General features: G+C 35.4%; 19 protein-coding genes. 6 read left to right on the top strand and 13 right to left on the bottom strand.

The window, feature by feature from the left end; translation table 11 throughout:
• Positions 1-990: 990 nt before the first annotated feature.
• The 4 genes from KO493_RS00005 to KO493_RS00020 all read right to left on the bottom strand — a co-directional run bounded on the left by KO493_RS00005 (position 991) and on the right by KO493_RS00020 (position 8,621).
• Positions 991-2,310 (bottom strand): TolC family protein, encoded by a 1,320-nt coding sequence (locus tag KO493_RS00005; protein WP_216065903.1) that lies wholly within the window; start codon positions 2,308-2,310, stop codon positions 991-993.
• Positions 2,300-5,497, bottom strand: a complete 3,198-nt coding sequence (locus KO493_RS00010; protein ID WP_216065904.1) for an efflux RND transporter permease subunit — start codon at positions 5,495-5,497, stop codon at positions 2,300-2,302. Before KO493_RS00010 ends, KO493_RS00005 begins: the two co-directional genes overlap by 11 nt.
• A complete protein-coding gene (locus tag KO493_RS00015) occupies positions 5,497-6,630 on the bottom strand; it encodes an efflux RND transporter periplasmic adaptor subunit (protein WP_216065905.1) in 1,134 nt (377 codons plus the stop codon). The genes KO493_RS00010 and KO493_RS00015 overlap by 1 nt, the downstream gene beginning before the upstream one ends.
• A gap of 74 nt (positions 6,631-6,704) precedes the next feature.
• A complete protein-coding gene (locus tag KO493_RS00020) occupies positions 6,705-8,621 on the bottom strand; it encodes an ABC transporter ATP-binding protein (RefSeq protein WP_216065906.1) in 1,917 nt (638 codons plus the stop codon).
• 86 nt (positions 8,622-8,707) lie between these two features.
• On the opposite strand from KO493_RS00020, the gene KO493_RS00025 reads away from it, so the two are divergent.
• Positions 8,708-9,094 carry a DUF983 domain-containing protein gene (locus KO493_RS00025; protein WP_216065907.1) on the top strand — a complete coding sequence of 129 codons (387 nt, stop codon included), beginning with the start codon at positions 8,708-8,710 and terminating at the stop codon, positions 9,092-9,094.
• A gap of 159 nt (positions 9,095-9,253) precedes the next feature.
• Here KO493_RS00025 and KO493_RS00030 read toward each other — a convergent pair whose 3' ends face one another.
• The 9 genes from KO493_RS00030 to KO493_RS00070 all read right to left on the bottom strand — a co-directional run bounded on the left by KO493_RS00030 (position 9,254) and on the right by KO493_RS00070 (position 21,250).
• The gene (locus tag KO493_RS00030) at positions 9,254-10,297 is read right to left on the bottom strand and encodes an NAD(P)/FAD-dependent oxidoreductase (protein WP_216065908.1); all 1,044 of its coding nucleotides are present in this window, start codon (positions 10,295-10,297) and stop codon (positions 9,254-9,256) included.
• Between the two features lie 313 nt (positions 10,298-10,610).
• Positions 10,611-11,411, bottom strand: a complete 801-nt coding sequence (locus KO493_RS00035) for a hypothetical protein (RefSeq protein WP_216065909.1) — start codon at positions 11,409-11,411, stop codon at positions 10,611-10,613.
• A gap of 338 nt (positions 11,412-11,749) precedes the next feature.
• Positions 11,750-12,640, bottom strand: a complete 891-nt coding sequence (gene gldN, locus KO493_RS00040) for a gliding motility protein GldN (RefSeq protein ID WP_216065910.1) — start codon at positions 12,638-12,640, stop codon at positions 11,750-11,752.
• A gap of 147 nt (positions 12,641-12,787) precedes the next feature.
• Positions 12,788-14,350: a gliding motility protein GldM gene (gene gldM, locus KO493_RS00045; RefSeq protein WP_216065911.1), complete on the bottom strand. Its 1,563-nt coding sequence runs from the start codon at positions 14,348-14,350 to the stop codon at positions 12,788-12,790.
• Positions 14,351-14,412: 62 nt separating this feature from the next.
• A complete protein-coding gene (gene gldL, locus KO493_RS00050) occupies positions 14,413-15,051 on the bottom strand; it encodes a gliding motility protein GldL (protein WP_216065912.1) in 639 nt (212 codons plus the stop codon).
• 71 nt (positions 15,052-15,122) lie between these two features.
• Positions 15,123-16,493 carry a gliding motility lipoprotein GldK gene (gldK, locus tag KO493_RS00055; protein ID WP_252723115.1) on the bottom strand — a complete coding sequence of 457 codons (1,371 nt, stop codon included), beginning with the start codon at positions 16,491-16,493 and terminating at the stop codon, positions 15,123-15,125.
• Between the two features lie 155 nt (positions 16,494-16,648).
• Complete coding sequence (locus KO493_RS00060) at positions 16,649-17,815, bottom strand: formimidoylglutamase (RefSeq protein WP_216065913.1); 1,167 nt, start codon at positions 17,813-17,815, stop codon at positions 16,649-16,651.
• Positions 17,816-17,824: 9 nt separating this feature from the next.
• Complete coding sequence (gene topA / locus KO493_RS00065) at positions 17,825-20,347, bottom strand: type I DNA topoisomerase (protein ID WP_216065914.1); 2,523 nt, start codon at positions 20,345-20,347, stop codon at positions 17,825-17,827.
• Positions 20,348-20,491: 144 nt separating this feature from the next.
• Complete coding sequence (locus KO493_RS00070; RefSeq protein WP_216065915.1) at positions 20,492-21,250, bottom strand: hypothetical protein; 759 nt, start codon at positions 21,248-21,250, stop codon at positions 20,492-20,494.
• A gap of 186 nt (positions 21,251-21,436) precedes the next feature.
• Between KO493_RS00070 and miaB the strand changes: the two genes are divergently transcribed.
• From miaB to secG, 5 genes are all read left to right on the top strand, one after another.
• Positions 21,437-22,897 carry a tRNA (N6-isopentenyl adenosine(37)-C2)-methylthiotransferase MiaB gene (gene miaB, locus KO493_RS00075; RefSeq protein WP_216065916.1) on the top strand — a complete coding sequence of 487 codons (1,461 nt, stop codon included), beginning with the start codon at positions 21,437-21,439 and terminating at the stop codon, positions 22,895-22,897.
• Positions 22,898-22,999: 102 nt separating this feature from the next.
• Positions 23,000-24,271 (top strand): sigma-54 interaction domain-containing protein, encoded by a 1,272-nt coding sequence (locus tag KO493_RS00080; protein WP_216065917.1) that lies wholly within the window; start codon positions 23,000-23,002, stop codon positions 24,269-24,271.
• 50 nt (positions 24,272-24,321) lie between these two features.
• A complete protein-coding gene (gene lptE / locus KO493_RS00085; protein ID WP_216065918.1) occupies positions 24,322-24,831 on the top strand; it encodes an LptE family protein in 510 nt (169 codons plus the stop codon).
• Positions 24,832-24,874: 43 nt separating this feature from the next.
• Entirely contained in the window at positions 24,875-25,837 is a 963-nt protein-coding gene (locus tag KO493_RS00090; RefSeq protein WP_216065919.1) for a hypothetical protein, read from the top strand.
• Positions 25,837-26,187, top strand: coding sequence for a preprotein translocase subunit SecG (secG, locus tag KO493_RS00095; RefSeq protein ID WP_216065920.1), 351 nt, complete (start codon positions 25,837-25,839; stop codon positions 26,185-26,187). The genes KO493_RS00090 and secG overlap by 1 nt, the downstream gene beginning before the upstream one ends.
• The last annotated feature ends 48 nt before the right edge of the window (positions 26,188-26,235 follow it).

Raw genomic sequence — 26,235 nt, forward strand, 5'->3', positions numbered from 1 at the left:
TTTTAACCCTAATTTAATACCTGAAAACTGTTAATGAACTACCGCTACAATGGCTATGCCTTTGTTAGCGGGGTGCAAATATACAACTGTTTATATCTATCCAACAAACTTTTTATGGGCTTTTTTTAATTATTTTTTATCAAGTGTTTTAATACCCACTAAACGTGTGGTTTATACTTGAAAAAAGTTTTGGTTTGTTGGTGGGGTTTAGAGTTTTGATAGCCCCTACTCTATTTGTCCTTTTATAATAGTGGCTGTTTGTGCTGGAATATGCATGTTTGAATGTTTTCGTTTAGGTTAGATTTAGTATAATTATAATCGAAAAGAACTGAGTTTATCTTTTATTCCACTCAAAAAAGACTTTACACTGAGGTAACAATAGCTAAAACATGTCTGCTTCAGCTTAATTGTGCCCCTTCTATATTATTAGAAATATTCTTTTTACACGAAATCTTCTAAAAACTTTAAAAGTTATTGAATGTTCTTCCTATTATATAGGTACACATTATATGTAACGAGAATAATTCCGCCGAAAGGCTAATCATTTTTATAGTGAATAGTGAAAATTTGACGGGAGACCGAAGACAGAAGTTGTCGCTCCTGACGAAAGGCGGAATCGTTTAAATTAAAAACGGGCAACTCTATTTAGGGAAGCTCAGTCGTGTCTAAAAAATTGGATCCCGACTGCGCTCGATCTGACATTCTACTAATATTCTATTTTTAGTTCTTCGTGTTACTCTGTGAAATCCTCTGCGTAGCTCTGCGTAATAGTTTTTTCTCGCAAAGGCGCGAAGTCGCAAAGCGTAATAATTAAAAATTAATAGTGAAAAATTAAAAATGGGCAACTCGATTTAGGCTGCTCAACCTGTAATGAGATACGGAACAAATCTGTGAAATCTGTAAAATCTATTTCTAGAAAATTCTAAACGTAACAGTGAGCTACCAATAACCAGCAACCAACAACCATCAACTACTTACTATTTTTTAAAACTAAAACTCTACATTCAACAGTTCCCCACTAATTTGAAGTAATTCAATTTCGGCAACCTTAGCCAAATATTTTGCCTTATTTCTATTTAACTCGGCGTTTAGAAGGTTCACCTGTGCCAAACGAAATTCAATAGAATTGACTTGACCGAGTTTAAATTTTTCTTCGGTGCGATCGAAGTTGTTTTGAGAGGTCCTTATATTATCTTCCTCCAGACGATAAATATTTAATCGGTTGTGGTAATTATCCCAAGCGTTATTGAAATCACGTGCTAAGGAGACAAGTAGTTGCTGCTTTTGAATATTCTGCGCTTCTAAACTCAACTTCGCATTTTTTACGCGCGTAATCGTAGTACCACCATCAAACAAATTCCAGCTTAGGTTTAAACCGCCAGACAAACCATTGGATGTTGAAACCGCGACGAAAGAGGCTGCATTGTTATCGTTTTTATTCCACCCGTAACTTCCTATTAATCCTAAGGTAGGTAAATAAGCTGATTTTTCTGAACTTACCCCTAGCCTACTAATGTCCATGTTTTTATCAACCTGCAAAATGCTCACATTATTTGCAATGGCCTTTTGCTTCAACTCTTCCTTATTATATATGGTATTGAAATTGATAGCGGTATCCACATCGAAAGTATCGGGAAGGGAGTTGCCTAAAACCACATTCAAATCACGCTTAAAATTTCTAAGTTGCTGACGCGTATTCATCATGGTAATACTATCGTTGTTAATATCAACTTCGGCGTTAAGTACATCAAGCTTGGTATTCTGTCCGTATTCAAATTGATATTGAGCACGAAGTAAACGATCTTTGGAAATCGCAAAGGTTTGTATGATGGCGTTGTAATTATCGGCAATCTCGGCAACATTATAATATACCGTAAATAATTGCAAAACGGTATTTTCAATAGTAGCACGTGCTTCTAGTGCTGTTAAGGCTTCCGTTTCTTTAAGACGTTTATAATTATAAGAGCGCCCTAAACCATCAAAAAGCACATAATTTAAATCTACCGAGGCATTATACCTGGAACTTTCGGCTCCCGATAACTCTGTAACTCTACCGTCTGCAAACTCAGCCTCCGTATTATCTTTGTTAAAAGTAGCACCAGCATTTCCCGTTAGAGTGGGCAAATAGCCAGAATTTAAAATATCTGCATTGTTTTTAGCAATCTCTACATCGGTATTCACTAATTTAATACCATAGTTATGCTCGAGTGCCAAACTAACTGCTTCTTGCTGCGTTAATACGTCTTGAGCAAATAACGACGAGGCTTGCGAAAACAATAGGATACTAAAAACAAGGGATTTAATGTGCATTCTCTTCATTTTGTTCTTTAATAGCGCGTTCAACTTCTTCTTTAGTCACATCTTTTCCGGTTGCCAACCACTTTACATTTTTCTTAATATCGTTACTAAATGATAAAAATAATGGTAACACTAATAAAGTTAATACGGTGGCATAAGCGATTCCGAAGGATATTGAAATGGCCATAGGTTTTAAAAATTGTGCTTGTCTACTTTTCTCTAATAGTAAAGGTGCTAATCCAGCAACTGTAGTAAGTGAAGTTAAGAAAATAGCTCTGAATCTCGATTTTCCAGCTTCCAAAAGGGCATCATCAAACAACATCCCTTCTTTTAAATTACTATTAAACTTGCCTATTAATACGAGACCATCGTTTACCATGATCCCAATTAATGCAATAATCCCTAACATAGATAAGACATTTACAGGAAATCCTAAAAGCCAGTGTCCCCATGCCACAGCGGTTAAACTGAAAGGCACTAATAGAATTAACAGTATTGGCTGACTATAACTTCTAAATGTAAAGGCAATCGTGATATAAATAAGCAGTAAAATAGGTATTCCGGCATTAGCTAGAGATGATGAAAGCTTATTGGCTTCTCTATTCTGACCTTCATAAGACGTTGAAATTGTAGGGTATTTGGATTGAATAGCAGGAATTACATTCGTCTTGATATCATTTAAAATATCCGTTGTACTCGTACTTGGGTCTTTTAAATCGGCTGAAACCTGAATTTCACGTTGCCCAAGTAAATGATTGATAGCGACATCTCCTCTTTCAATAGAATAATTTGCGATGTCTTTTAAAGTCACCCGATTGCCCGTTGGTGTGATGATATGCATGTCGTCCAAATTATTTATAGACTCTCTATTCGATCTGTCGTAACGCACCCAAACTCGAATTTCATCTTGTCCACGTTGAAAACGTTGTGCTTGCACACCAAAAAATCCGGCACGCACTTGGTCCATCACAGTCCTTAGGTTCAAGCCTAGTAAATAGGCGCTTTCTTTTAATTCCAGTCGAATTTCTTTAATCCCCGCAGGATCATTATCCTCAACATCTTTTAATAAAGGATTGGACTGTAGTACTTTTTTTAGTTCTTCCTTAGCGCCTTTAAGGTCGGTTATGTTATTACTTAATAATGACACCGAAACCGGGCTTCCTCCAAAATTGCCTCCAGAACCAAAAATTAAGCGCTCTGTTCCAATAATTGGTCCAACTAGTTCCCTTAATCGATTAGCCACCAAACTGGAACTGATTTCATCAGGTCGTTCTTCCCCTGGTAATAAATTGATACTTAAACGCGCACTTGATGTACTGTTTAGGGTTAATATCGTATTTTCAAAAAGTTCCTGACCTGTACCTTTTAAATATTTCTCGGTAAGCTCTTGATTGACGATAAAAGATTTCTGTTCAATCATTGAAATGATAGAGTCTGTAATTTTTACATTCGTACCATTTGGCATATCCAATTCGACATTAACACGATCACTGGCAATGGACGGGAAAATGGTCATTCCGATGATACCCCCGCCAATGGACCCAAAAGTTAAAATCAATAAAGCCACAAAAATACCTAGAGATAAAAACTTAAATTCTAATACGAAATCGAAGGTAGGGCTATAAACCTTGTCTCTTAAAAAAGACATTATTTTATCGCCAAGCTTATTAATACCTCGCATTTTGGTGAAAAACTGTTTTACTTTTGAAGGATTTTCTTCTTCAACAGGTTTTTGTAGCGCTTTCGAGTGTGCTAAATGCGCCGGCAAAATAATGAGCGCTTCAATTAAAGAGACCACCAAAGTTAAAATAACAATAACGGAGACTTCACTGAAAAATTCACCAATGCGACTATCTAGGAATAAAAATAATGAGAAAGCTAATAGCGTTGTGATAATTGCTGAAACTACTGGAGGTATAACTTCCATAGTACCATCTATAGCTGCTTGAATTGGCGTTTTCCCTTTTTCATAGTGCTGATAGATATTCTCTGCGATAACTATACCATCATCCACGAGGATTCCGATAACGATAATCATTCCAAAAAGTGACAATACATTAATGGTCACATCAAACTGACCGGCAAAAATAAACATCCCTAAAAAGGAAACCGGCAAACCAAACGCCACCCAAAATGCTAAACGGGTGTTTAAAAATAATGACAAGAAGGCTAAAACAAGTAGCATCCCAACAATAGCATTTTCAGCCAAAAGTTGTGTACGCTGACTTAATGGAATGGACCTATCTTGAACAACATTAATTTGAACATTATTATAACTCTGGTTATAGCCTTCAATATATTCATTCACCTTATCGGCAGAAGACATTAAATCTTCATTGTTGGTACTAGTTACTGTTATATTAACAGCTAATTCTTCATTATAAAAAGTAGCGTTGGGGGTTTCTGAAAAGCGATCCCGAATCACGGCAACATCTTTTAGTCTAACTGTTTTACCGTCGTTTGTGGCTTTGATAACAATATTAGATAATTCATCACCGTAATACGATCTGTTATTGGCTCGTATTAAATATTCCTCAGCATCAGTTTTAATATTTCCACCTGTTACCAAAATATTGGAAGCTCCAATGGCTTGGGAAACATCGCTGAAACTGATATTATAAGCTAATAAGCGACTTTCATCTACCGCTATTTCAATTTCTTCTTCCGGATAACCGGTTACTTCAACTTGAGAAATGCCATTTATAGCACGTAAATCATTTTCAATTTGCCTACCAATTTGCTTTAAAGTGACTAATGGCACATTTTTTCCACTTAAAGCGAAAGAAATTGTTTCTCTTACCTCTTCACGTTTAGCAACAATTAAAGGCTCCATGCCTGTTGGAAAAGATGGCACGCGGTCTACAGCATTCTTAACCTCTAAGAGCATAAAGTCTATATTCTCGCCCTTTTCAATTTCTACGGTAATAGTTCCGCTATTTTCTTTTGAAACTGAAGTAACACGATCAACCCCTTTTAAACCTTTAAGGTTATCTTCTATTTTCAGTACCACCCCTTCTTCAATCTCTTGAGGAGAAGCGCCAGGGTAGGTCACATTTATCGAAATAATTTTAGAATCTATTAAGGGAAAAAACGAAGACTTTAGTGAAACTACTCCAATAACCCCAAAAACAAAAAACGCCAAAAGAAACACGTTAACCGCAACGTGGTACTTAATAAAATACGCGATTAGTTTCCTCATTATTTAGCAGTGGTTTTAGACGTTTCACCTTTAAAAGGCCTCACCAGCATGCCTACATAAGCACCAGGAACTGCTTTTTTCAAGATTACCGTACCATCAGGAATAGCTTTTAAAACGACTTTAGTATCCGAGAAATGAACTGGTTTCACAGGAATCACATCTAAAATACTATCGCGAACCACAAAAACTTCATGATCTTCTAATAACAGATTCCTGTCAATTTCAAAAGCGTTCTCTTCTTCTTTAGCATCTACTCGAGCTTCTAAATACATGCCTTCTTTAAGGTCTTCATTTTCAACATCGATGTAAGCTGTTATGGTTTGGGTAGTTGCATCAATACTACCGTTAACACGTGAAACACGACCTTGGTACGTTTCCGTATCATCTAAATTATTTAGCGTTACGGGCTCTCCAACCTTTAGTAAACTCGCATACCCTTTACTAAGGGCTACTTCCATTTCATAAACAGAAGGATCTATAAACTCCCCTAATTTTTGTCCGCTACGAATTAAAGAACCTTCGGTAACTAAAGCTTCTGTTAGAATTCCAGAAAAAGGCGCTGTGATATTATATTTATATAAACGCTGCTCTAAATTTTTAACATTGTAATAGCTGGAAACAATACCACGACCTGTTATAAAGTAATTTTCCTTATCGGAAGTCATTTCTGGCAACTTTGGTGTTGATTTATTTATGTTGAAGCTGTTAAGGTAGGACTGCCATTTTTTATAAACGTCTGGAAAATCCAAACGTAAATCTGGCATAATTGAAGATAGCGTATTATATAAATCACTTTTTGCCGATTGAACGCTTGCGTAATATTCGGCAGCGTCCATACCAATTAAAGTTTGACCTTTTCTATATTTTTGTCCGGGTTTAAAGAGTACACGCGATGGCTTGAAAACACCTTGAACTTCCGCATATAATTCTACACGACGTTTGGCTACTAAACTTCCATTGGCAGGAATTATAATTTTAACTGTAGTATTCTTAACCGTATCTGTAAAAACCGTTTTAACAACTTTTTCTTTTACTGGTTTTGGTTTGTTTTTATTTGCAATCAGTTTTTTTGCAAACAAAAAAGAAAACACAATGAGCAAAATGCCTATTGCAGAAAGTATAATTTTTCGCATTCGTATAAGTTTAGGGGTATTGTCGTCAAAATTACCCAATACTTAACCGCGAAATGTTAAAAAAAACTTAAATTCTAAGCCTCGAATTCATCTATTTGCATGTGAATTTCTTCCCATTTTTCAATAAAACTTTCTAAGTCAGATTTCTTTTTTTGGTAATCATCGAAGAAATTAGGTTTCGATGTGGTTTCCTCGTAATTAACTTCAAGTTCAACATCGATCGCTTTAATGTCTCGCTCTAATTGATTGATTTTAGATTCAACATTGCTAAGCTTATTATTTAAAGATTTTAACTTCTTTTGATCTTCGTAAGATTGTTGCTTTTTTACTTTAGGGGCTTCCTCTTTTTTAACCACGGTACGTTTTTCAACTTCTCTTAAGTTTTCAACTTTACGTTGCTCTAGGTAAAAATCGATATCTCCTAAATACTCTTTAAGTTTATGGTCCTTGAACTCATAAACAATATTTGTTAAGCCTTGTAAAAAATCACGATCGTGAGACACTAAAATCAAAGTACCTTCAAAACGTTTCAAGGCATCTTTTAATACGTTTTTAGATTTAATATCTAAGTGATTCGTTGGCTCATCCATTATTAGAACGTTAAACGGTTGGAGCATTAGCTTGGCTAAAGCCAAACGATTTCGCTCACCACCAGATAGTACACGCACGTATTTATCGGCCTCTTCGCCACGAAATAAAAAGGAACCTAAAATATCACGTACTTTACTTCTATTGGTTTCGTTGGCGGCATCTACCATAGTATCATAAACGGTTTTATTCCCGTCGAGATATTCAGCTTGATTTTGTGCAAAATATCCAATTTGCACATTGTGCCCCAATTTTAAATGTCCGTTATATTTCACATCACCAACCATAATTTTGGCCAATGTGGATTTACCTTGTCCATTTTGGCCAACAAAAGCTGTCTTACTATCGCGTTCAATAAGTAAATCTATATTTTTTAAAACGTGATTATCACCATAGTTTTTTGAAACACTTTCAGCCTCAACCACTACTTTTCCTGGTGTAATAGACACAGGGAAGTTAAGGGTCATCACACTATTATCATCTTCATCAACTTCAATACGATCAATCTTATCTAACTTTTTAATAAGCGATTGCGCCATGGTCGCTTTAGAAGCCTTAGCACGGAATTTCTCAATAAGTTTTTCGGTTTGCTCAATTTGCTTTTGCTGATTTTTTTGAGAAGCCAACTGCTGTGTTCTTAATTCTTCACGCAATACCAAAAACTCAGAATATGGTTTCGGATAATCATAAATACGTCCTAAAGAAATCTCAATCGTACGATTCGTGACATTATCTAAGAACATCTTATCGTGCGAAACGATAGCTACAGCACCAGCATAATTTCTTAAAAACCCTTCTAACCAAATAATAGATTCAATATCTAAGTGGTTGGTAGGCTCATCCAGAAGTAAAATATCATTATTTTGAAGTAATAATTTCGCCAACTCAATACGCATACGCCATCCTCCCGAAAAAGTATCGGTAAGTTTATCAAAATCTTCGCGTTTAAAGCCTAAACCTTGAAGAATTTTTTCTGTATCGCCCTGGTAGTTATATCCACCTAAAATTTCATACTGATGCTGAAGCTCATTAATATCGACCATTAACTGATGGTACCCTTCACTTTCATAATCGGTACGTTCGGCCATCTCGGTATTAACCGCTTCCATTTTAGCTTCAACTTCTTTTATCTCAGTAAAAGCTTCATAAGATTCCTCCAAAACCGTTCTCCCCAGAATAAAATCAATATCCTGTTTTAAAAAACCAATTTTTAATTCCTTATCGGCTGCAATCTGCCCTGTATCGGGTTCCATTTCTTTCGACAAGATTTTAAGCATTGTCGATTTACCGGCACCATTTTTTCCAATTAACCCGATTCTATCACCATTACCAAGCTTGAATGTAATATCTTCAAACAGGTATTCCCCTTGAAATGAAATCGATAAATTATGAATGTTCATCATAGAAATGTAACTTTTATCACAAGCGCTTTAGTATTAAAATATTATTTTTGTCCTGCGATTGAGCTTGCAAAAATACATTAAATTATATGTTTAAAAAAGGATCTAAAATATATAGCATTTTTACTGGAACATGTCCTAAATGTCATGAAGAATCGATGTTTAAAAACACCAACCCGTACATCCTTTCTGAAGCTTTAGATATGCATGAAAAATGCTCTAATTGCGGGACAAAATACAAAATTGAACCTTCCTTTTTCTACGGCTCCATGTATGTGAGTTATGGTGTAGGTATTGCTTTTGCAGTAGCCGCATTTGTGATTTCGTTTTTTGTGTTTAACGCAGGCATTAATACAATTTTCATCTCAATTATAGCCACGCTAATTATATGTATGCCAATTATTCTAAGACTATCTCGAAATATTTGGATTAACATTTTTATGCATTACGATAAGAGCTTGGCTAAGAAAAAGTAGTTTTTGGGCGTTCCCACATCCTTCGACTCCGCTCAGGACAGGTGGTCGGGCTATCCGTTACAATCTTTTTACTCGTGCCTCGCAAAAAGGATTTCCACTGCTATCCCTAACGCATTTCAAGATAAATTCAAGAGCACATTTATAGAAAAAATTTGAATATTAAGATTCAAAACGTTTAATATCAACTTCCTTTTCTAAAGGGATCTTGTTTTCAATGAGATTATAAAGTTGCTGCGCGACATACGGACCAATCATAACCCCTCGAGTACCTAAACCATTTAAAACATACAGGCTTTTATGTTCAGAGTGCTGCCCTACCAGAGGTCGTCTATCTTTAACTGTAGGTCGAATGCCCGCCACTTGATTCACAATCTCAAACTTGCATCTAATTAATTTTTCTAATTTCCCTAAAAGTTCATTTTTGGCTTTCTCTGAAACTTGGTTGCTTAAATCCTTCCACTCATAAGTAGCCCCCACAATATACTGGTCTTCCCCTATCGGAATTAAAAACACACCAGCTTTTAGTACGTAATCAATTTTCAATTCCGGGGCATAAATAATAAGGAGTTCACCCTTTGCAGGATTTAAAGGCAAGGTATTAAAAAACGGATTCTTCTTGATACCAAAGCCTTCACAAAAAACAAGTTGTGCCGCTGTGATATCTTTATACTTTACTTGATTTACACTAGTCTCTAAAACATGGTATTCAAAAGGAGTGTCAAAATATAACTCTTTTGCGCGTAAATCTTTTTCGTAGGCGTTAACCATGGTATTAACATCAATACGTCCGGTTTCTAGAACCTCTCCATAACCAAACGGGGCATCAATAACGGCATTATCATTTTTAATAATTTTAGCAGAGAGCCATTTTGACAGCAAAGGTTTATCGCTAGCCGTGAACCAATCATTTTGTTCTTCCAAAGAAGCAAACTTTCTGTACACAGGAATTTTATAATCTAATTTAACGCCTAATTCCTTTTCAATGGTAGCATAAAGCGGTAACGCCAACGCTAACTGTTCATCACTTTTCCAAACCGATGTGAAGCGTTTTAACACCACTGGATTATACAAACCACCTGCAACGGCTGAAGACTGCTGTGAGGCATTATCAAAAACAACAAATGTTTTATTAGCGCGCTTTAGTTCCTCACAAAAACAAATACCAGCAATACCACTACCTACAATAATATAATCTACTTTCATATAATAACTTGACTCAGTAATCTAAAATTAATAAGTTGTAATAAAATTATTGATTACCCATAAACTGTCTTAATACTAAAAACACAATGCTTTTGACATTCAGAAGAAGATACGACTGAAGAATACGTCAAAGATTCGAGAGATTCCTCAATTCTTCGGAATGACAAAAAACACGTTAGCTGTGTTTTACGGATAAATCAGATAAACTAAAACCAATTTAGATAACAAAGATAATACGCTTTAAACCAAAAACTCTCAGATTATAGAAATAACCTGAGAGTTTAAAATAGTTATGCATTTTAAGAATACCTTTTTATTTCATGAATTGTAAGTTAATACCAGTCAACACCTGAAATACTGGCTGAACCCCTTGAACATATATAGAATATTGTGGTTCAACATACATATTGAATACCGTATTGCCCATTTTTATTACTTGTCCAATACCTAAAGCAATAGGAAATGAGTAAGCTTCCTTTTCAAAGTCCATAACCCAAATAGGAACCCCTCTTAAATAAGTTCCTTTACCCAATTGCCAAAAGTAAAACGGTTGAATAGCCGCCAAACTCGTTGAATCACGATCAGAATCACCTGCAAAAGATGCTTGCCAAGTAATTAATGTTCCGAATTGAAAAACTGGAGACTTGGCTACGAAAGCAACAAAAGCAAAACCTCCTTGCCATTTACCAGAACCTAAAACATCATCACTAGCCGTAGGCGCTGTAATGGATGGTCCGATACCCATGGTTGTCGTAGCATTTGATACAAAGTTATAGGATAAGAAGGCATTAAAATCTCCAACGCCACTTGTTGTATTAACAACTCCATTGGCGTTAGGCATTCCTAAAGTTGAAAAAGGCATAGATGCTCTTAAAAGCAACTTACCCTTAGAAATTGGTTTTGCAAAGCGCAACCATGTGGTATTCATAAAGGCAGCGTCGGGTGCCTCAGACAATTTTGGAAAATAATAGTTCTGAAAACTTAAAGATGTCATATTTGCTAATGGATTATTAGCCTGCGCTTCGCTAGAACTAGCCGCTGGCGCATCTTCTTGGGCAAATGACACCGTAGTGGTAAGTAAAAAAACGATGAATATTCTGGTAATTTTATTCATAAATACAGTTTTTGTGTTAAATAAAGATATGCTCAATGGTTTACTAATAAATAAAGTTAGGAAAATAATAGTATCCTAGTTGTTAAAAAGTAAGATTTCACGTTACTAAACCTGATAACATTCTACGTAATTAATCATTATTTATATCTAAAAATTTAAACTAAAATAGATCACCATCAGATTAACGTCTCGTAACAATTATATTCATTCTACTAACTAAAAATAATTATTATTGGAACATATAAATCCATGAATAATCAATGCTATTAGTAAACTATAAAACAAAAAAACGCCCACTATAAAAGTAGGCGTTATATAATAATAAATGAATTTTAAAATTAATATGTCCACATATCAAGTTCAAAATCTCTAATTTTATCTTTAATTCTTTGAGATTCTAAAAGTTGCATTAAAGCATTATCCGAAACATATTCAGAAATAGCTCTATCACCTTGTACATTCTCTTCTCTATAGATATAACCATGGAAACGTCTAGCATTTAGCACGTGATCGAACGAAAACGGTATAGAACTATTTTCATTATTAAATGATTTTGCTTCATGTAACACGGCTCTAGCATCTGGGAAAAACACCCAAAACAATTCTACCAAATCAGGTTGATCGGTATCAATAAAGTTTACATCTGGAGCTACCGGAGCGATACCTAATAATCTGTACTTCATTTCAGCTTGACGCTTATCAAAATACCATAGACCTTTAATATGAAATTCTTTAATGTCTGCTGCTGTAATATCTCTTCTGTTGATATACTCTGCAGATAAAGTTTCACCAGCATTAATTTGCTCAATACCAAGTTCTGTAGTGTCAATCATAGCTAAAGAAGCTTCAATATCTTTAAGCGTTCTTTTAGTGGTAAAGTATGAATCACTATAAATGTTTTCAATCGTTCCGTTTTGAATATTCTTCATAAGAACATCGTACAATGAACGTCTATCATGACCAATATTATTGGTGTCAATAGGATAATATAACGGGAAGTTTGCGCGCTCATCAAGAACTACCTTTTCCCAAACCATTTTAGAAAATAAGATATCTCTATCATCCACATAACCGTATTCCAAAGGTTTATCATTATCTACGGCCTTTTGATCTTCTGTTCTAACGCCAATTTCTTCTGGACTCTTTGCATTTAATATATTCGCTTGAGCAAACATATTAGAGACTGTAAAAACAGTTACAAGGGTTAATAAAAAACTTCTTAAATTCATCTGCTTATATTTATTATTTCTCAATGGTATTATAAAACATCCGTTTCGTTTCAGTTGCAAACAACGTCATCTATTACGGATGTTATATATTATAATTTTTCCTTTTAATACTTATAGCACTTCCGTACTTGTGATATTAACTCAGGTTTAGTTTGTAAGCTCTATAAAAACTGGAGATACTTTTTTAAGTATAACACTTACTCCAGAAGCCTTAGCTTCAATGTCAAATATTTGAACACCAGATCCACGTTTAGCTCTTGCTAAAGCTTGTTGTGCTCTACTATCTAACTTGTTACCTCTAACACTAATAGTTGGTTGCCCAGGCACTTTAAATTTAAATCCAGTAACACGTAATGGTAATTCGAAATCGAAATCATCAAACTTAGCACCAATAGTAGAGATTTTAAGACTATTACGTTGCATTTTTAATGCGCCATCTTCACCTCTTACTGTACCAGTTGGTTTAGGTAAATCTTTAATTCTAAATTTCGCTTTATCACCAACAGTCTTACCATCAGGTAAAGTTCCTGTTACGTTAATAGTTACTTCACGACCTTTAACACGGGTTGCATCCATAACATAAGAACTACCAGATTTTCTAGATAAACCAGATGCACGTGCACTAACTTTATTATCAGGAATACCAGCAAATGAAATGGTCATCGGGTTTTTAACACCTCGGTAAACCACATTCATTTTGTCAGCAGAAATAGTTGCTGAATTAGGCTTAGCCACTGTAGCAAAAGAAGAGTTTACAGGTACTGCAATTTCTTCTCCACCTTCTCCAAAAAACAAGTTTCCTTCAATTTTATGTTCTCCAACGCCTCCAGTTCCGATTTTCAACTTCACCTTACCATCTTCAATTGAAAATTGATCTTCAGTAAGTTTTTTACCATCTAAAGTTAATTCCACTCTTTTTGGTTTAGTAGATGCATCTTTACGCCCTAAAACAATTTGTCCATCAAACTCCTCACCATTAAAGTAAGCCGATTTAGTCGTTTCCATTAAAGTGGTGTAGTTAGTCATGGAAACTTCGCTAGAAAGTGTTCCTTGTAACATCGTTGATAAAACTTCATTTTGAGTGGTTTTAATATCAGCTTGAAGTTGTGTCATTTTAGTTAAAGAAGCCACTAATGGAAATCCTTTATAGTGATAATCTAACCATCTCACAGGGCGACCATCTCTATTAGTTACTTCATCTGTATTAAATTCAGATTGTACATCTTTAATAACAGGTTCCATACCTGGCTCACCTTTTAAGATCGCAGATACCCCATCCCTGAAGGTTGCTATTTGGTTTAAAAACGCTTCACCATCAGCTTTGATCTTGTCGCCTTGAAAAAAGTTTGCGTCTAAGTAATCGCCTTTATCCATAATCTCATAATCTGTAGGATCATCAATTTTAGCGGTCATATTACCTTTTAATTCTTCTAAGTAAGCATCAAATTTGTCTGCCAACGCATCAATTTGAACTGCTTTAGCTTTTAACTCCTGATATTTTTCTGGTTGATCTGAAGCCTTTTGCTCTAAGTTTGCCATAAAACTGTCATTCTGAACAGTACTTGCAACATTAGATTTAGTAAGCTTCTCATTCATTAATCCGAAGGCTGAAAGCACTTCTTTTGACATATTTAAAGCAAGCATCGCTATAAATATTAAATACATCAGATTAATCATTTTCTGTCTAGGTGATAAATTTCCTCCTGCCATGTTTGTTAATTAGGTCTTTATTAATTATTAATTAATTAGTAGTTTGAGATTAACTCCCCTAATTATTTGTTCATTGCAGATAACATACCTCCGTATACTCCATTTAAAGAAGATAAGTTAGATGCTAAAGCTTTCATTTGCTCTTCTAACTTAGCTGCGTTTTCAACAGACTCTTGGTTAATACTAGCTTGTTTATTTACACTTTCTAATTGCACTTTGTAAAGGCTGTTTAATGACTCCATTTGAGCAGCTGCTAAAGACATTTCTTCACCATATTTTTTTGTAGCTTGAATTGAATCTACTGTTGGGCTAATGTTTTTAGCTGCACCTTCAAAATTTTTGATGCTATTTCCTAAACTAGAGATTAATTCACCATCAATTTTAGCTTCTTTTAATAAATCATCTAATTTTTGAGATAATAATCCTTGTGCATCTTGCTTCGCCTCACCTTTAGCCGATGACGCCCCACCTGCTAATTCTGGATATACCAAAGCCCAATCTAAATCATCATCAACTGGTTCAAATGCCGATAATGCGAAAATAATTGCTTCTGTTACAAGACCGATAGTTAACATTACGTTACCTGTTAGTGGTCCAATTTCGAAGTGAATAATTTTGAATAATGCTCCAACGATTACGATAGCGGCACCTAATCCGTATGCCATATTCATAAATTTCTTGTTTGCTTTTGACTTTGCCATAATGTTCGGTTTTAAATTTTTAGTAGGTTAATTTTAATTATTTTGTTTAATGAATTGGTTATAAATATGATTTACTTCTGACCGTTCGCTGTTACTTGTGTCCCCATATAATCTTGAACAGTTCTAAAGCCTATATAACTTCTTGAAGAATCTGCATACTCATAATCTCTTGAACTTACTTGTAAGAAGTATGCGACATCTTTCCAAGACCCGCCTCTTACAATTTTACGTTGGTTTTCCGCATCGTTTACACTTGGATTAATTGTAGAAGTGTACTCGTAGGCAGATGGATCATAAGATGCATTTACCCATTCAGATACATTACCAGCCATATTGTATAAGTTGTAATCGTTAGGATCGTAAGACTTTGCTTCAACCGTATATAAAGCTTGATCGGCAGCGTAATCACCACGTACAGGTTTAAAGTTGGCCATAAAACATCCTCTATCAGATTTAGTGTAAGGTCCACCCCAAGGATATGTTGCTGCTTGCAACCCACCTCTGGCTGCATACTCCCATTCGGCTTCAGATGGCAATCTGAACGTATTTACTGCAGCAGATCCTCTTTTAGATTTTTGGTAAATGTTTTTCCAAAGTGTTCTCCACTCACAAAACGCTTTAGCTTGTTTCCAAGTCACACCAACTACAGGGTAATCACTATAAGCATCATGCCAAAAATAATCGTTATGCATTGGCTCATTATATGAGTAAGCGAAATCTCTAATCCAAACGGTTGTATCTGGATAAATTTCAATTTCTTCTTTTATGATAACATCCTTACGTTTAACACCTCTTTTCTTAGCAGCTTCTTGTATGTCCATATGGTTATACTGAAACTTGAATTTGGTAACATCCCAAGTACGTTGTCCATTATAAGATTCTTCTAAAGGCAAATACATCGTATCCATAACCTCTGTATAGTACTCATCTGGATATTCAGCAGTATCTAAAATTAAATCTATATCTTGATTAATTTTTCTCCCCTCATAACCTGTTGGTCCAAGTCCTGTATAATTTTCGAACATGTACTTTTCGTAAACAGACATATCGGTCGTATCAACATCCTTAAACGCAAATTCACCAATACCACCATCATCTGGTGTTAATCCAACTTCATCAGCTAAAACAGCTAATTTCATTCTTACGATCGAATCTCTTACCCAGTTTACAAATTGACGGTATTCACTATTTGTAATTTCTGTTTCGTCCATATAAAAAGACCTAACAGTAACAGTTTTTGCAGGGGCATCATGTACACCAGCAAGGTCATCATCAGCTTTACCCATAATAAATGCACCACCAGGAATAAGTTGCATTCCATAAGGTTTTTCTGGATGCCATTTCTTTCCTTGCACACCAACTAGTTCGCCTCTGTCTTTAGAGCCACAACTGGCAAGAACAGCTAACACTGCGGTTAATAATAATAACTTCTTCATATCCATAGTAAACTCGAGGTTAATTTATTTAGCTTTTCGATTCCGAGAGCGTAAACATATTTATATATTTTTTAAAAAACAACTATTTATCTAAAAAAATAACGTTTCATCGTGAAAAAATAACACTTAAACGGTAGTCTCCTCAGGTTGATCTTTAACAATTAGACACTATTTTTTTGAAATGCTTTATACCAACGCTCTGGTATTATATTATTACAGGCATCTTTATAATCTTGATGCATGCATGGTAATAACGTATGACGCTTCAATTTATTATTAACTTCCGATAAAAATGGTATTTCAATCCACCAACGACCTGTTTTATTGCTCTTATAGAACACAAGTGACTCATCTTCAACCAGTATGATAAATTTCTGATAACTATTGTCATCTGAAAAATCATCATCCAGAACCCTATAATTAACACCTTCAATAAAATACCACATCATTTGTGCAATTAATAAAGAGGTCATATCATCATCTCTTGAAGGTTTGTATTCATAAATACCAAAAGAACTCACTTTATTACTTATACCCGCATACCTAGCGATGGCACAAATTTCTTTTCCATCTAACCCGTTTGGCGAATAACGTTGATTTAAACCTAATTCAGAGCCTTTTACTGCATTTAAATCGACGCTTACAATATTTGCATCGCGTAATGCAGGCTCAACCGATGTGATATCATGTGATACTTGTCCTAGCCTATAAGATTCAAAATACAAACTATCCATCAAGTCTAGCTCCTCTTGGGAGTTAAAATAGGTTTGATATCCGATCGTCGCGTAGTTAAAAAGATTGTAAGGTTCATCTAAAATAATTTTACCAACAAAGCTGTTATTTTTTATAGGCTTTGAAGAGTCGCCCAAATTAAATTGCGCATCGACATTAACGATATTAACCATAGGGATTAAATCGTCGTAAGCACGGTAATTGGCATAAGTTAAGTCTTGTGAACCACCTAGAATAATAGGAATTATCTTTTTTTGCAACAGCAAGCTAATCGCCTCCCTTAGGGCAAAATAAGTATCTTCAACACTCTCCCCTTTGTGTATATCACCTAAATCGGCTACACCCAAATTCCAGCTTCCTGGAAATAAACTATAAAAAGATTTACGAATTTCATGCAGTTGAAACTCTTCCCCAATATAATTAATATCATTCCTGTTTTCTAAAACACCAATAATAGCAATATCAACATCGTCTAGGTCTGGCATACCATGTTGCGCAGAATGTATTTTAAGTTTTCTTCCTAGAGCTTGCGTTGAAAGTAATTCGTTATGTGCTAAAACTAAATCTGAAACAGGCGAAAGAAAATTAAAATTCATATATCTATATTACTTTTTTGCGGTGGGCTTTTTCTTAACAGCAGGCTTCTTTTTAGCTGCTGGCTTTCTTTTAGTTGCTTTTTTCTTTGGAGTTGCGGCTTCAATAATGCCTTGAGCTTCTTCCAAACTCATTTCAGAAACATCAACAGTTTTAGGTAATTCAACTTTAATCTTACCTTTTAAAACGTTATGTCTTCCCCAACGGGCTTTTTCAACACGAATACCTTCATCTTCCCAATTGTGAATCACCTTATCGATTTCCTTCTGAATTTTTGTTTCAATTAATTCAACAATATCTTCATCGGACAAATCATCCCAATCGTATTTTTTGTTCACGTTAATGAACATATTGTTCCATTTAATATATGGTCCGAAACGTCCTTTACCTTTTTGAACTGGCAAATCGTTATACATATATATAGGGGCATCTGCTTTTTGCTTTTCTTTTATTAAAACAATGGCATCGTCTATTTCTACACTTAGCGGATCTGTTCCTTTAGGAAGTGACACATAAGCTTCTCCAAACTTCACATAAGGACCGAAACGGCCATTATTCACTAAAACCTCCTCACCCTCATAATTACCTAATGTTTTTGGAAGCTGGAATAAATCCATAGCCTCTTCATAAGTAATGGTTGTTAATTGTTGATCTGGACTTAAACTGGCAAATTGCGGCTTTTCTTCATCATCAACAGTTCCTATTTGAACCATGGGTCCGAAACGCCCTAAACGCACACTCACCTGTTTACCTGTTTTAGGATCTTTACCTAAAATACGTTCTCCAGATTCTCTATCGGCATTTTCTTTTACATCTTCCACCACCGGATGAAAGTCTTTATAGAAAGCCTTCATCATTTTAATCCAGTTCTCGTTTCCTTCGGCGATTTCATCAAAATCGGCCTCAACTTTTGCTGTGAAATTATAATCTAAAATCGCATCAAAATGATTCACCAAAAAGTCGGTAACAATCATTCCAATATCTGTTGGAACTAACTTTCCTTTATCAGAACCTACTTTTTCCGAAAGGGTATTATCCTTTACGTTTCCTTCACTTAATACTAACTGCGTATACGCGCGTTCCACACCTTCAACTGTACCTTTTTCAATATAATTTCTATTTTGAATGGTTGAAATGGTTGGTGCATAAGTAGAAGGTCTACCAATACCTAACTCTTCTAACTTCTTAACTAAAGAAGCCTCTGTATATCTTGCCGGAGCACGTGTATAACGCTCTGTAGCGGTAATGTAGCTATTTAATAGCTTTTCATTAACACGCATTGCTGGCAACATGCCTTCTTGTTCTACATCTTCATCATCGGTACCTTCTAAATAAACCTTTAAAAACCCATCGAAAGTAATCACCTCTCCGTTTGCAGTAAAAGTTTCTTTATGTGTTGACGCTTCAATTTTCACATTAGTACGTTCAAGTTCGGCTTCACTCATTTGCGAAGCAATCGAACGTTTCCAAATTAAATCGTATAAACGCGCTTGATCTCTATCAATATCAACAGAATGTGTTGCGAAATTAGTTGGACGAATCGCCTCATGCGCCTCTTGAGCTCCTTTAGATTTCCCTTTAAAATTTCTTGGCTTGCTATATTCGTCTCCGTAAGCATTTTTAATTTCTGCTTCAGCCCCTTTACGCGCTTCATCAGATAAATTCACACTATCGGTTCTCATATAAGTAATTAAACCAGCTTCATAAAGGCGCTGTGCCATTGTCATGGTTTTACTTACTGAAAAATACAATTTACGAGATGCTTCCTGCTGAAGTGTTGACGTGGTAAACGGTGCAGCGGGTGATTTCTTAGCTGGCTTTTTTGTTAAATCGGCAACGTTAAAATCTGCTGTTGCGTTTTTTTCTAAGAATTTTTGAGCCTCTTCTTTAGAAGAAAAGTTCTTCGGAAGTTTCGCTTTAAACGTCTGCCCATCTTCATTTGAAAATTCGGCATCAATTCTATATGAAGCTACAGGTGTGAATCCTTCAATTTCACGTTCTTTTTCAACAATTAAACGTACCGAAACAGATTGCACACGTCCTGCTGAAAGTCCGCCCTTTACTTTTCTCCAAAGCACAGGTGACAATTCGTAACCTACTATACGGTCTAACACACGACGCGCTTGTTGCGCATCAACTAAATCGTAATCTATACCTCTAGGGTTTTCAATTGCTTTTTTTATAGCCGTTTTAGTAATCTCATGAAAAACAATACGTTTGGTTTTGTCTTTATCTAGTTTTAGTGTTTCCGCTAAATGCCATGCAATAGCTTCTCCCTCGCGATCCTCATCACTTGCTAGCCAAACCATTTCTGCTTTCTTCGCTAAGTCTTTCAGTTTTTTTACAACTGCTTTCTTATCTTTTGAAACTTCGTATTTTGGTTTAAAATCACCTTCAACATTAACCCCTAATTCTTTCGATGGTAAATCGGATATATGTCCGAAACTTGATTCTACTTTAAAATCTTTACCTAGAAATTTTTCAATGGTTTTCGCCTTTGCAGGTGACTCTACGATTACTAAATTCTTCGCCATACTTCATTTTTTGAAGCTACAAATGTATATCAAAAAAACGTTATCTGTAGCATATTCGTTATAATCTGTAAATTATTTCAGCCTACAAACCTGCTTTTAACAGTATTAAAATAGGTCTTTTTAATGAAAAACAAGTCTTATTTATTATGAAGCCCCGATTTCATCAATGGCACTTTTCCTTCCAAAACCAATAACTTCCTTGTAAATAAAAAACACTGGCAAATACGCTATGGATATGGTAAATAAAATACCTATACCACAACCTAAAAAGCCTAATACCCCCATCAAACCAGCCACAAACATAGTCCCAAAGGATAACCACCATTTTTTGTTTCCTAATTTAAAACTGGCTTTTAGAATTTCTATCTCACTTAAATCTGGATTAAAAGCAAAAAATACAGTAATATATCCTAACGGCACATATACATATATAGCAGGTATTACAAATAGAAACAATGCTAGGGTAGATATTCCCGTATGGATCATTCCAAGGGTTAAAAGTTTTGAAAAATAGCCATGTTTAAAAAAATAGAAATAATCATCTTCTACATTTTCGTCAAATATCACATGTTTACAAATTCTATAAAAACCAGCTAGGAAAGCCATGGTTAAAGTGCTTATTAATATGTTTTGCGGAATGGCGTACAACACATTCTTAGAATAAGTATTTACCAAATCATCCACATTAAAACCTGCTTCAATATTTAATTCTGTAGTTGTATTCAAACCAATTAAGTTAAATAATATACTAGCTACCCCAGCGCACACCACTATTATCAAAACAAGCACCAAGCCTTTTTGCCACACTTTTTTAAATAACGAAATCACTTCATCTATAATAGTCCCAAATTCTAAGTCTTTGGCATTTTCAATTTTTTCAAATAAATTTTCAAGTGTAGGCATTGAAGTAAGCGGTTATGGTTAATTGGGGTTAAAATTAATTTATTTTAACACAACCGAAAGTAAATCGACCACGAATCATTAAAACTATCTTAATAGTGTGCTAAAATCAAACTGTCACTTTGTCACAAATGATAATTATATTGTATCTTTGCGTGCTTATTGACCGATAAAAGGTTTCAGTAAATTATGGAAAAGATTATAGACGAAAACAAACAAGGAGAAGCCTTAGTTTTGGAACAAAAAGACACAAACAAGCGTAAACTTTTTATTGAAAGCTACGGATGTTCCATGAATTTTAGTGATAGTGAAATCGTAGCGTCTATTATGGCGAACCAAGGTTTTAACACCACTCAAAAACTAGAAGAGGCCGATTTGGTTTTAGTAAACACCTGTTCTATTCGAGACAAGGCAGAACAAACCGTACGTAAACGTTTAGAAAAATATAACGCTGTTAAACGTGACCTAAACCCGAAAATGAAAGTTGGAGTTTTAGGCTGTATGGCAGAACGCCTAAAAACAAAATTTCTTGAAGAAGAAAAAATTGTCGATTTAGTAGTTGGCCCAGATGCTTACAAAGATTTACCAAATCTTTTAGCTGAAGTTGACGAAGGTCGAGATGCTATAAACGTGATTCTTTCCAAGGAAGAAACTTACGGCGACATATCACCTGTGCGATTAAACACGAATGGTGTGACTGCTTTTGTATCCATAACCCGTGGTTGTGATAATATGTGCACCTTCTGTGTGGTTCCTTTTACTCGTGGTCGTGAACGTAGTCGTGATCCACAAAGTATTCTTGAAGAAGTAAACGACCTATGGAACAGAGGTTATAAAGAAATAACCCTCTTAGGACAAAATGTAGACAGTTACCTTTGGTATGGTGGCGGCCTGAAAAAAGATTTTGAAAAAGCTAGTGATATCCAAAAAGCGACGGCTGTAAACTTTTCAAACTTGTTAGAAATTTGCGCCAAAGCACAACCTAAAATGCGCATTCGATTTTCAACATCCAATCCTCAAGATTTAACGCTTGATGTGATTGAAACGATGGCAAAATTCGATAACATTTGCAATCACATCCATTTACCGGTGCAAAGTGGTAGTAACCGTGTTTTAAAAGCAATGAACCGTTTGCATACACGTGAAGAATACTTCGCATTGATTGATAACATTCGTCGCATTATTCCAAATTGCGCCATCAGTCAGGATATGATCGTTGGGTTCCCTACAGAGACAGAAGAAGATTTTCAAGATACCGTTTCCTTAATGGAGTACGTAAAATACAACTTTGGGTATATGTTTACGTATTCAGAGCGCCCAGGTACCATGGCTGGAAGAAACATGGAAGATGATGTTCCTGAAGAAACTAAAAAACGTAGACTACAAGATATCGTAGACCTACAACGCGTTCATAGTGAAATTAGAACTAAAGAATATTTAAACACCGTAGTTGAAGTTTTAATCGAAAAAGAATCAAAAAAATCTGCCCAACAATGGTCTGGAAGAACCTCACAAAACATCGTGTGTGTTTTCCCTAAAGCCGATTACAACATTGGTGATTTTGTAAATGTAAAGGTAACCGATTGCACAAGTGCCACCTTAATTGGAGAGGCGAGCCCCCTAACCCCCGAAGGGGGAACTGAGGCGTAATTCAAATTTGATTATTTGATATTATGTAAAAACAGCTAGGCGCAATAGAAATTAGATTAATAACTAATAAAAAAGATTTCCGTTTTCACGGAAATGAAAAATATGGAATCAGTTCAAGCAATAAAACAACGTTTTGGTATTATTGGGAATACACCAGCATTAAATCGTGCTATCGAAAAGGCTATTCAAGTAGCGCCTACAGATATTTCGGTTTTAGTTACTGGAGAAAGTGGTGTTGGAAAAGAGAGTATTCCTAAAATTATTCATCAATTATCACATAGAAAACACAACAAATACATCGCTGTAAACTGTGGCGCGATTCCCGAGGGCACCATAGACAGTGAACTTTTTGGTCACGAAAAAGGGGCTTTTACAGGTGCTTCCCAAACCAGAGCAGGCTATTTTGAAGTCGCCGATGGCGGAACCATTTTTTTAGATGAAGTTGGCGAATTACCCCTAACGACACAGGTTCGTTTATTACGTGTTTTAGAAAATGGAGAATTCCTTAAAGTAGGTTCTAGTAAAGTACAAAAAACCAACGTACGTATTGTAGCCGCTACAAACGTGAATATGTTTGAAGCCATTGAGAAAGAAAAATTTCGTGAAGATTTATACTACCGTTTAAGTACCGTAGATATCAACTTACCGCCATTACGCGAACGCCAAGAAGACATCCATTTATTGTTTAGAAAGTTTGCCAGCGATTTTGCTTTAAAATACAAAATGCCTACCGTAAAACTTAGCGATAGCGCCATACAAATGCTTACCAAGTTCCGTTGGGGTGGTAATATCCGTCAGTTACGAAACATTGCCGAACAACTTTCGGTTTTAGAACAAAATAGAACCATTACTTCAGAAATTCTACGTGGTTATTTGCCAGATTCAGCTTCAACTAATTTGCCCGCTGTTATTAAAACCTCAAAATCGGAGAGTGATTTTAGTAGTGAACGTGAGATTCTATATAAAATCCTTTTTGATATGAAAGGAGACCTGAACGATTTGAAAAAACTCACTATGGAGTTGATGAAAAACGGCAACACCAAGGATGTTGAAAAAAACAACGAAAGTTTAATTCAGAAAATTTATGGAGAAAATGACGATGAGGATACCGACTATGAAGAATCCTTAGACACAAGCACCGAACTTCTTTCCATTGCAGAACACCCTGTTGAAGAAGACATTACGCCTATTCAAGATAAATATCATTTTGCTGAAGAAATTGAAGAAGAAGAAACCCTATCGCTTCATCAAAAAGAGTTAGAACTCATTAAAAAATCACTAGAACGTCATCAAGGAAAGCGTAAATTAGCTGCCGCGGAATTGGGTATTAGCGAGCGTACCTTATACCGAAAAATTAAACAATATGATCTTTAAACAAGTTTCATAACCATAAAAATCAGCTTATTAAGTTATAGCTATTCAGAATGAAAAAATATTTAAAACACATAGCCCTTGCCGTATTTAGCTTAACATTCTTAGGCTGTGGCATCTATTCATTTACAGGCGCTTCTATTCCTGCTGGTGTAACAACCTATCAAGTTAATCGTTTTGATAACACTGCGCTTCTTGTAGAGCCAGGTTTGGAACGTGACTTTAAACTGGCTTTGGAAGATTTAATTCAGAATCAAACCAATTTAAACTTAGTACCTTCTGGGGGCGATTTAGTTTACGAAGGAGAAATTACAGAATATAGAATATCTCCAACTACGGCAACCTCAGATCAAATCGCAGCACAAAACAGATTAACTATAAGTGTAAGTCTAAGGTTTTTTAATAAAAAGAAAGAGGAAGATGATTTAGAACAACGTTTCTCATTTTTCTACGATTACCCAGGAACCGATCAACTTGTTGGTACTCAAAAAACAATCGCACACGAAGAAATATTTGAACGTATTACTCAAGATATTTTCAACGCAACATTAGCGAAATGGTAACATCAAACTTAAAAACTTAAAATCACTAAATTTGGCAAGGCCAATGAACCAAGAAGATTACATACAAATTCTCCAAAACCCTCAAGTTTTAACCAACGAACAAACTGAAGGACTTAAGTCCGTAATCACAAAGTACCCCTATTTTCAGTCGGCTCGCGCCATTTACCTTAAAGGCCTTAAAGACCAAAGTAGCCTACAATACAACCAAGAACTTAAAAATACTGCAGCCTATACAGCCGATAGAAGTATTCTATTTGACTTTATAACTTCAGAAATATTTACACAAAATGAAATTTCTGAAACCATTAAAAACAACAGTTCTTATTTAGGAAATATTCCTGTAGAAATAGAAGATCTTTCCGTTGACAAAAAAGTGACTATTGACGATGTTTTAAAACAACAAATTAGCGATACCGATGGTGTATTAGATCCTAGCCTTTTTGAACCAAAAGAAGCCAGAACATTAAAAGAACCCCCTCTACAAGAGACACTTACTAAAACAGTAGAAACTCCAAAAGAATCAGTTGAAACGGAAAACGCTTCAGTTGAAGCCGTGTTAGAATTGGGAAAACCACTTCCTTTCGATAAAAAGGAATCACATTCTTTTAATGAATGGCTACAATTAACACGTTTTGCACCTATTGAAAGAGTTCCCGAAAAAATAGAACCTGTAATAACGGCGGACAAACTTGCTGAAACAGCGCTTTCTACAGATTTAGAAAAGGAAAAAAAGTTTAAACTTATCGATAAATTCATCGCTGAAAACCCAAAAATTAGTCCGACAAAACCCTTATTACAGAAAGGAAATTTGGCTCAAGCCCAAATGATCCAGCCGGAAGCCCTAATGACAGAGACTTTAGCGCGTATTTACGTCGAACAAAAAAACTTTAAAAAGGCAATTCAATCTTATAAAATTTTAAGTTTGAAATATCCAGAAAAAAGTAGTTTCTTTGCAAACCAAATTAGAGCAGTAGAGCAATTACAAGAACAAAACAATAAAAAATAATGAGTACGTTTACAATATTTTTAGTCCTTATAGTGGTGGTAGCGTTTTTACTTATCGTAGTAATTATGGTTCAAAACCCTAAAGGTGGCGGATTATCATCATCTTTCGGTGGTGGAGGAACACAACAATTAGGTGGTGTAAAGAAAACCACAGATTTCTTAGACAAAAGTACTTGGTACTTGGCAACCTTACTATTGGTATTAATTTTAGCTTCTAACGTAGCAATCAATAGAGGGCCTTCTAACAATGAGTCTAAAGCTTTAGATACAGAAGCGATTTCTACTCCGGTAGCTTTACCAGATGCTCCTGCAGCGACTAACGATGCAGCTCCAGCAAAGGAAGCAGAATAGTATTCGCACACATAAAACAAGACAAAAATGCCAACTTAAATAGTTGGC

This window comes from Pseudotamlana agarivorans (assembly GCF_018860245.1).
Taxonomy (GTDB): domain Bacteria; phylum Bacteroidota; class Bacteroidia; order Flavobacteriales; family Flavobacteriaceae; genus Pseudotamlana; species Pseudotamlana agarivorans_A.

Coding starts and splice junctions, on each gene's coding strand:
- gldK (WP_252723115.1), bottom strand. CDS start 16,493: ATGGATATGAAGAAGTTATTATTATTAACCGCAGTGTTAGCTGTTCTT.
- secG (WP_216065920.1), top strand. CDS start 25,837: ATGAGTACGTTTACAATATTTTTAGTCCTTATAGTGGTGGTAGCGTTT.
- KO493_RS00010 (WP_216065904.1), bottom strand. CDS start 5,497: ATGAGGAAACTAATCGCGTATTTTATTAAGTACCACGTTGCGGTTAAC.
- KO493_RS00080 (WP_216065917.1), top strand. CDS start 23,000: ATGGAATCAGTTCAAGCAATAAAACAACGTTTTGGTATTATTGGGAAT.
- KO493_RS00070 (WP_216065915.1), bottom strand. CDS start 21,250: ATGCCTACACTTGAAAATTTATTTGAAAAAATTGAAAATGCCAAAGAC.
- miaB (WP_216065916.1), top strand. CDS start 21,437: ATGGAAAAGATTATAGACGAAAACAAACAAGGAGAAGCCTTAGTTTTG.
- KO493_RS00015 (WP_216065905.1), bottom strand. CDS start 6,630: ATGCGAAAAATTATACTTTCTGCAATAGGCATTTTGCTCATTGTGTTT.
- KO493_RS00060 (WP_216065913.1), bottom strand. CDS start 17,815: ATGAATTTTAATTTTCTTTCGCCTGTTTCAGATTTAGTTTTAGCACAT.
- topA (WP_216065914.1), bottom strand. CDS start 20,347: ATGGCGAAGAATTTAGTAATCGTAGAGTCACCTGCAAAGGCGAAAACC.
- lptE (WP_216065918.1), top strand. CDS start 24,322: ATGAAAAAATATTTAAAACACATAGCCCTTGCCGTATTTAGCTTAACA.
- KO493_RS00025 (WP_216065907.1), top strand. CDS start 8,708: ATGTTTAAAAAAGGATCTAAAATATATAGCATTTTTACTGGAACATGT.
- gldN (WP_216065910.1), bottom strand. CDS start 12,640: ATGAATTTAAGAAGTTTTTTATTAACCCTTGTAACTGTTTTTACAGTC.
- KO493_RS00090 (WP_216065919.1), top strand. CDS start 24,875: ATGAACCAAGAAGATTACATACAAATTCTCCAAAACCCTCAAGTTTTA.
- gldL (WP_216065912.1), bottom strand. CDS start 15,051: ATGGCAAAGTCAAAAGCAAACAAGAAATTTATGAATATGGCATACGGA.
- KO493_RS00030 (WP_216065908.1), bottom strand. CDS start 10,297: ATGAAAGTAGATTATATTATTGTAGGTAGTGGTATTGCTGGTATTTGT.
- KO493_RS00035 (WP_216065909.1), bottom strand. CDS start 11,411: ATGAATAAAATTACCAGAATATTCATCGTTTTTTTACTTACCACTACG.
- gldM (WP_216065911.1), bottom strand. CDS start 14,350: ATGGCAGGAGGAAATTTATCACCTAGACAGAAAATGATTAATCTGATG.
- KO493_RS00020 (WP_216065906.1), bottom strand. CDS start 8,621: ATGATGAACATTCATAATTTATCGATTTCATTTCAAGGGGAATACCTG.
- KO493_RS00005 (WP_216065903.1), bottom strand. CDS start 2,310: ATGCACATTAAATCCCTTGTTTTTAGTATCCTATTGTTTTCGCAAGCC.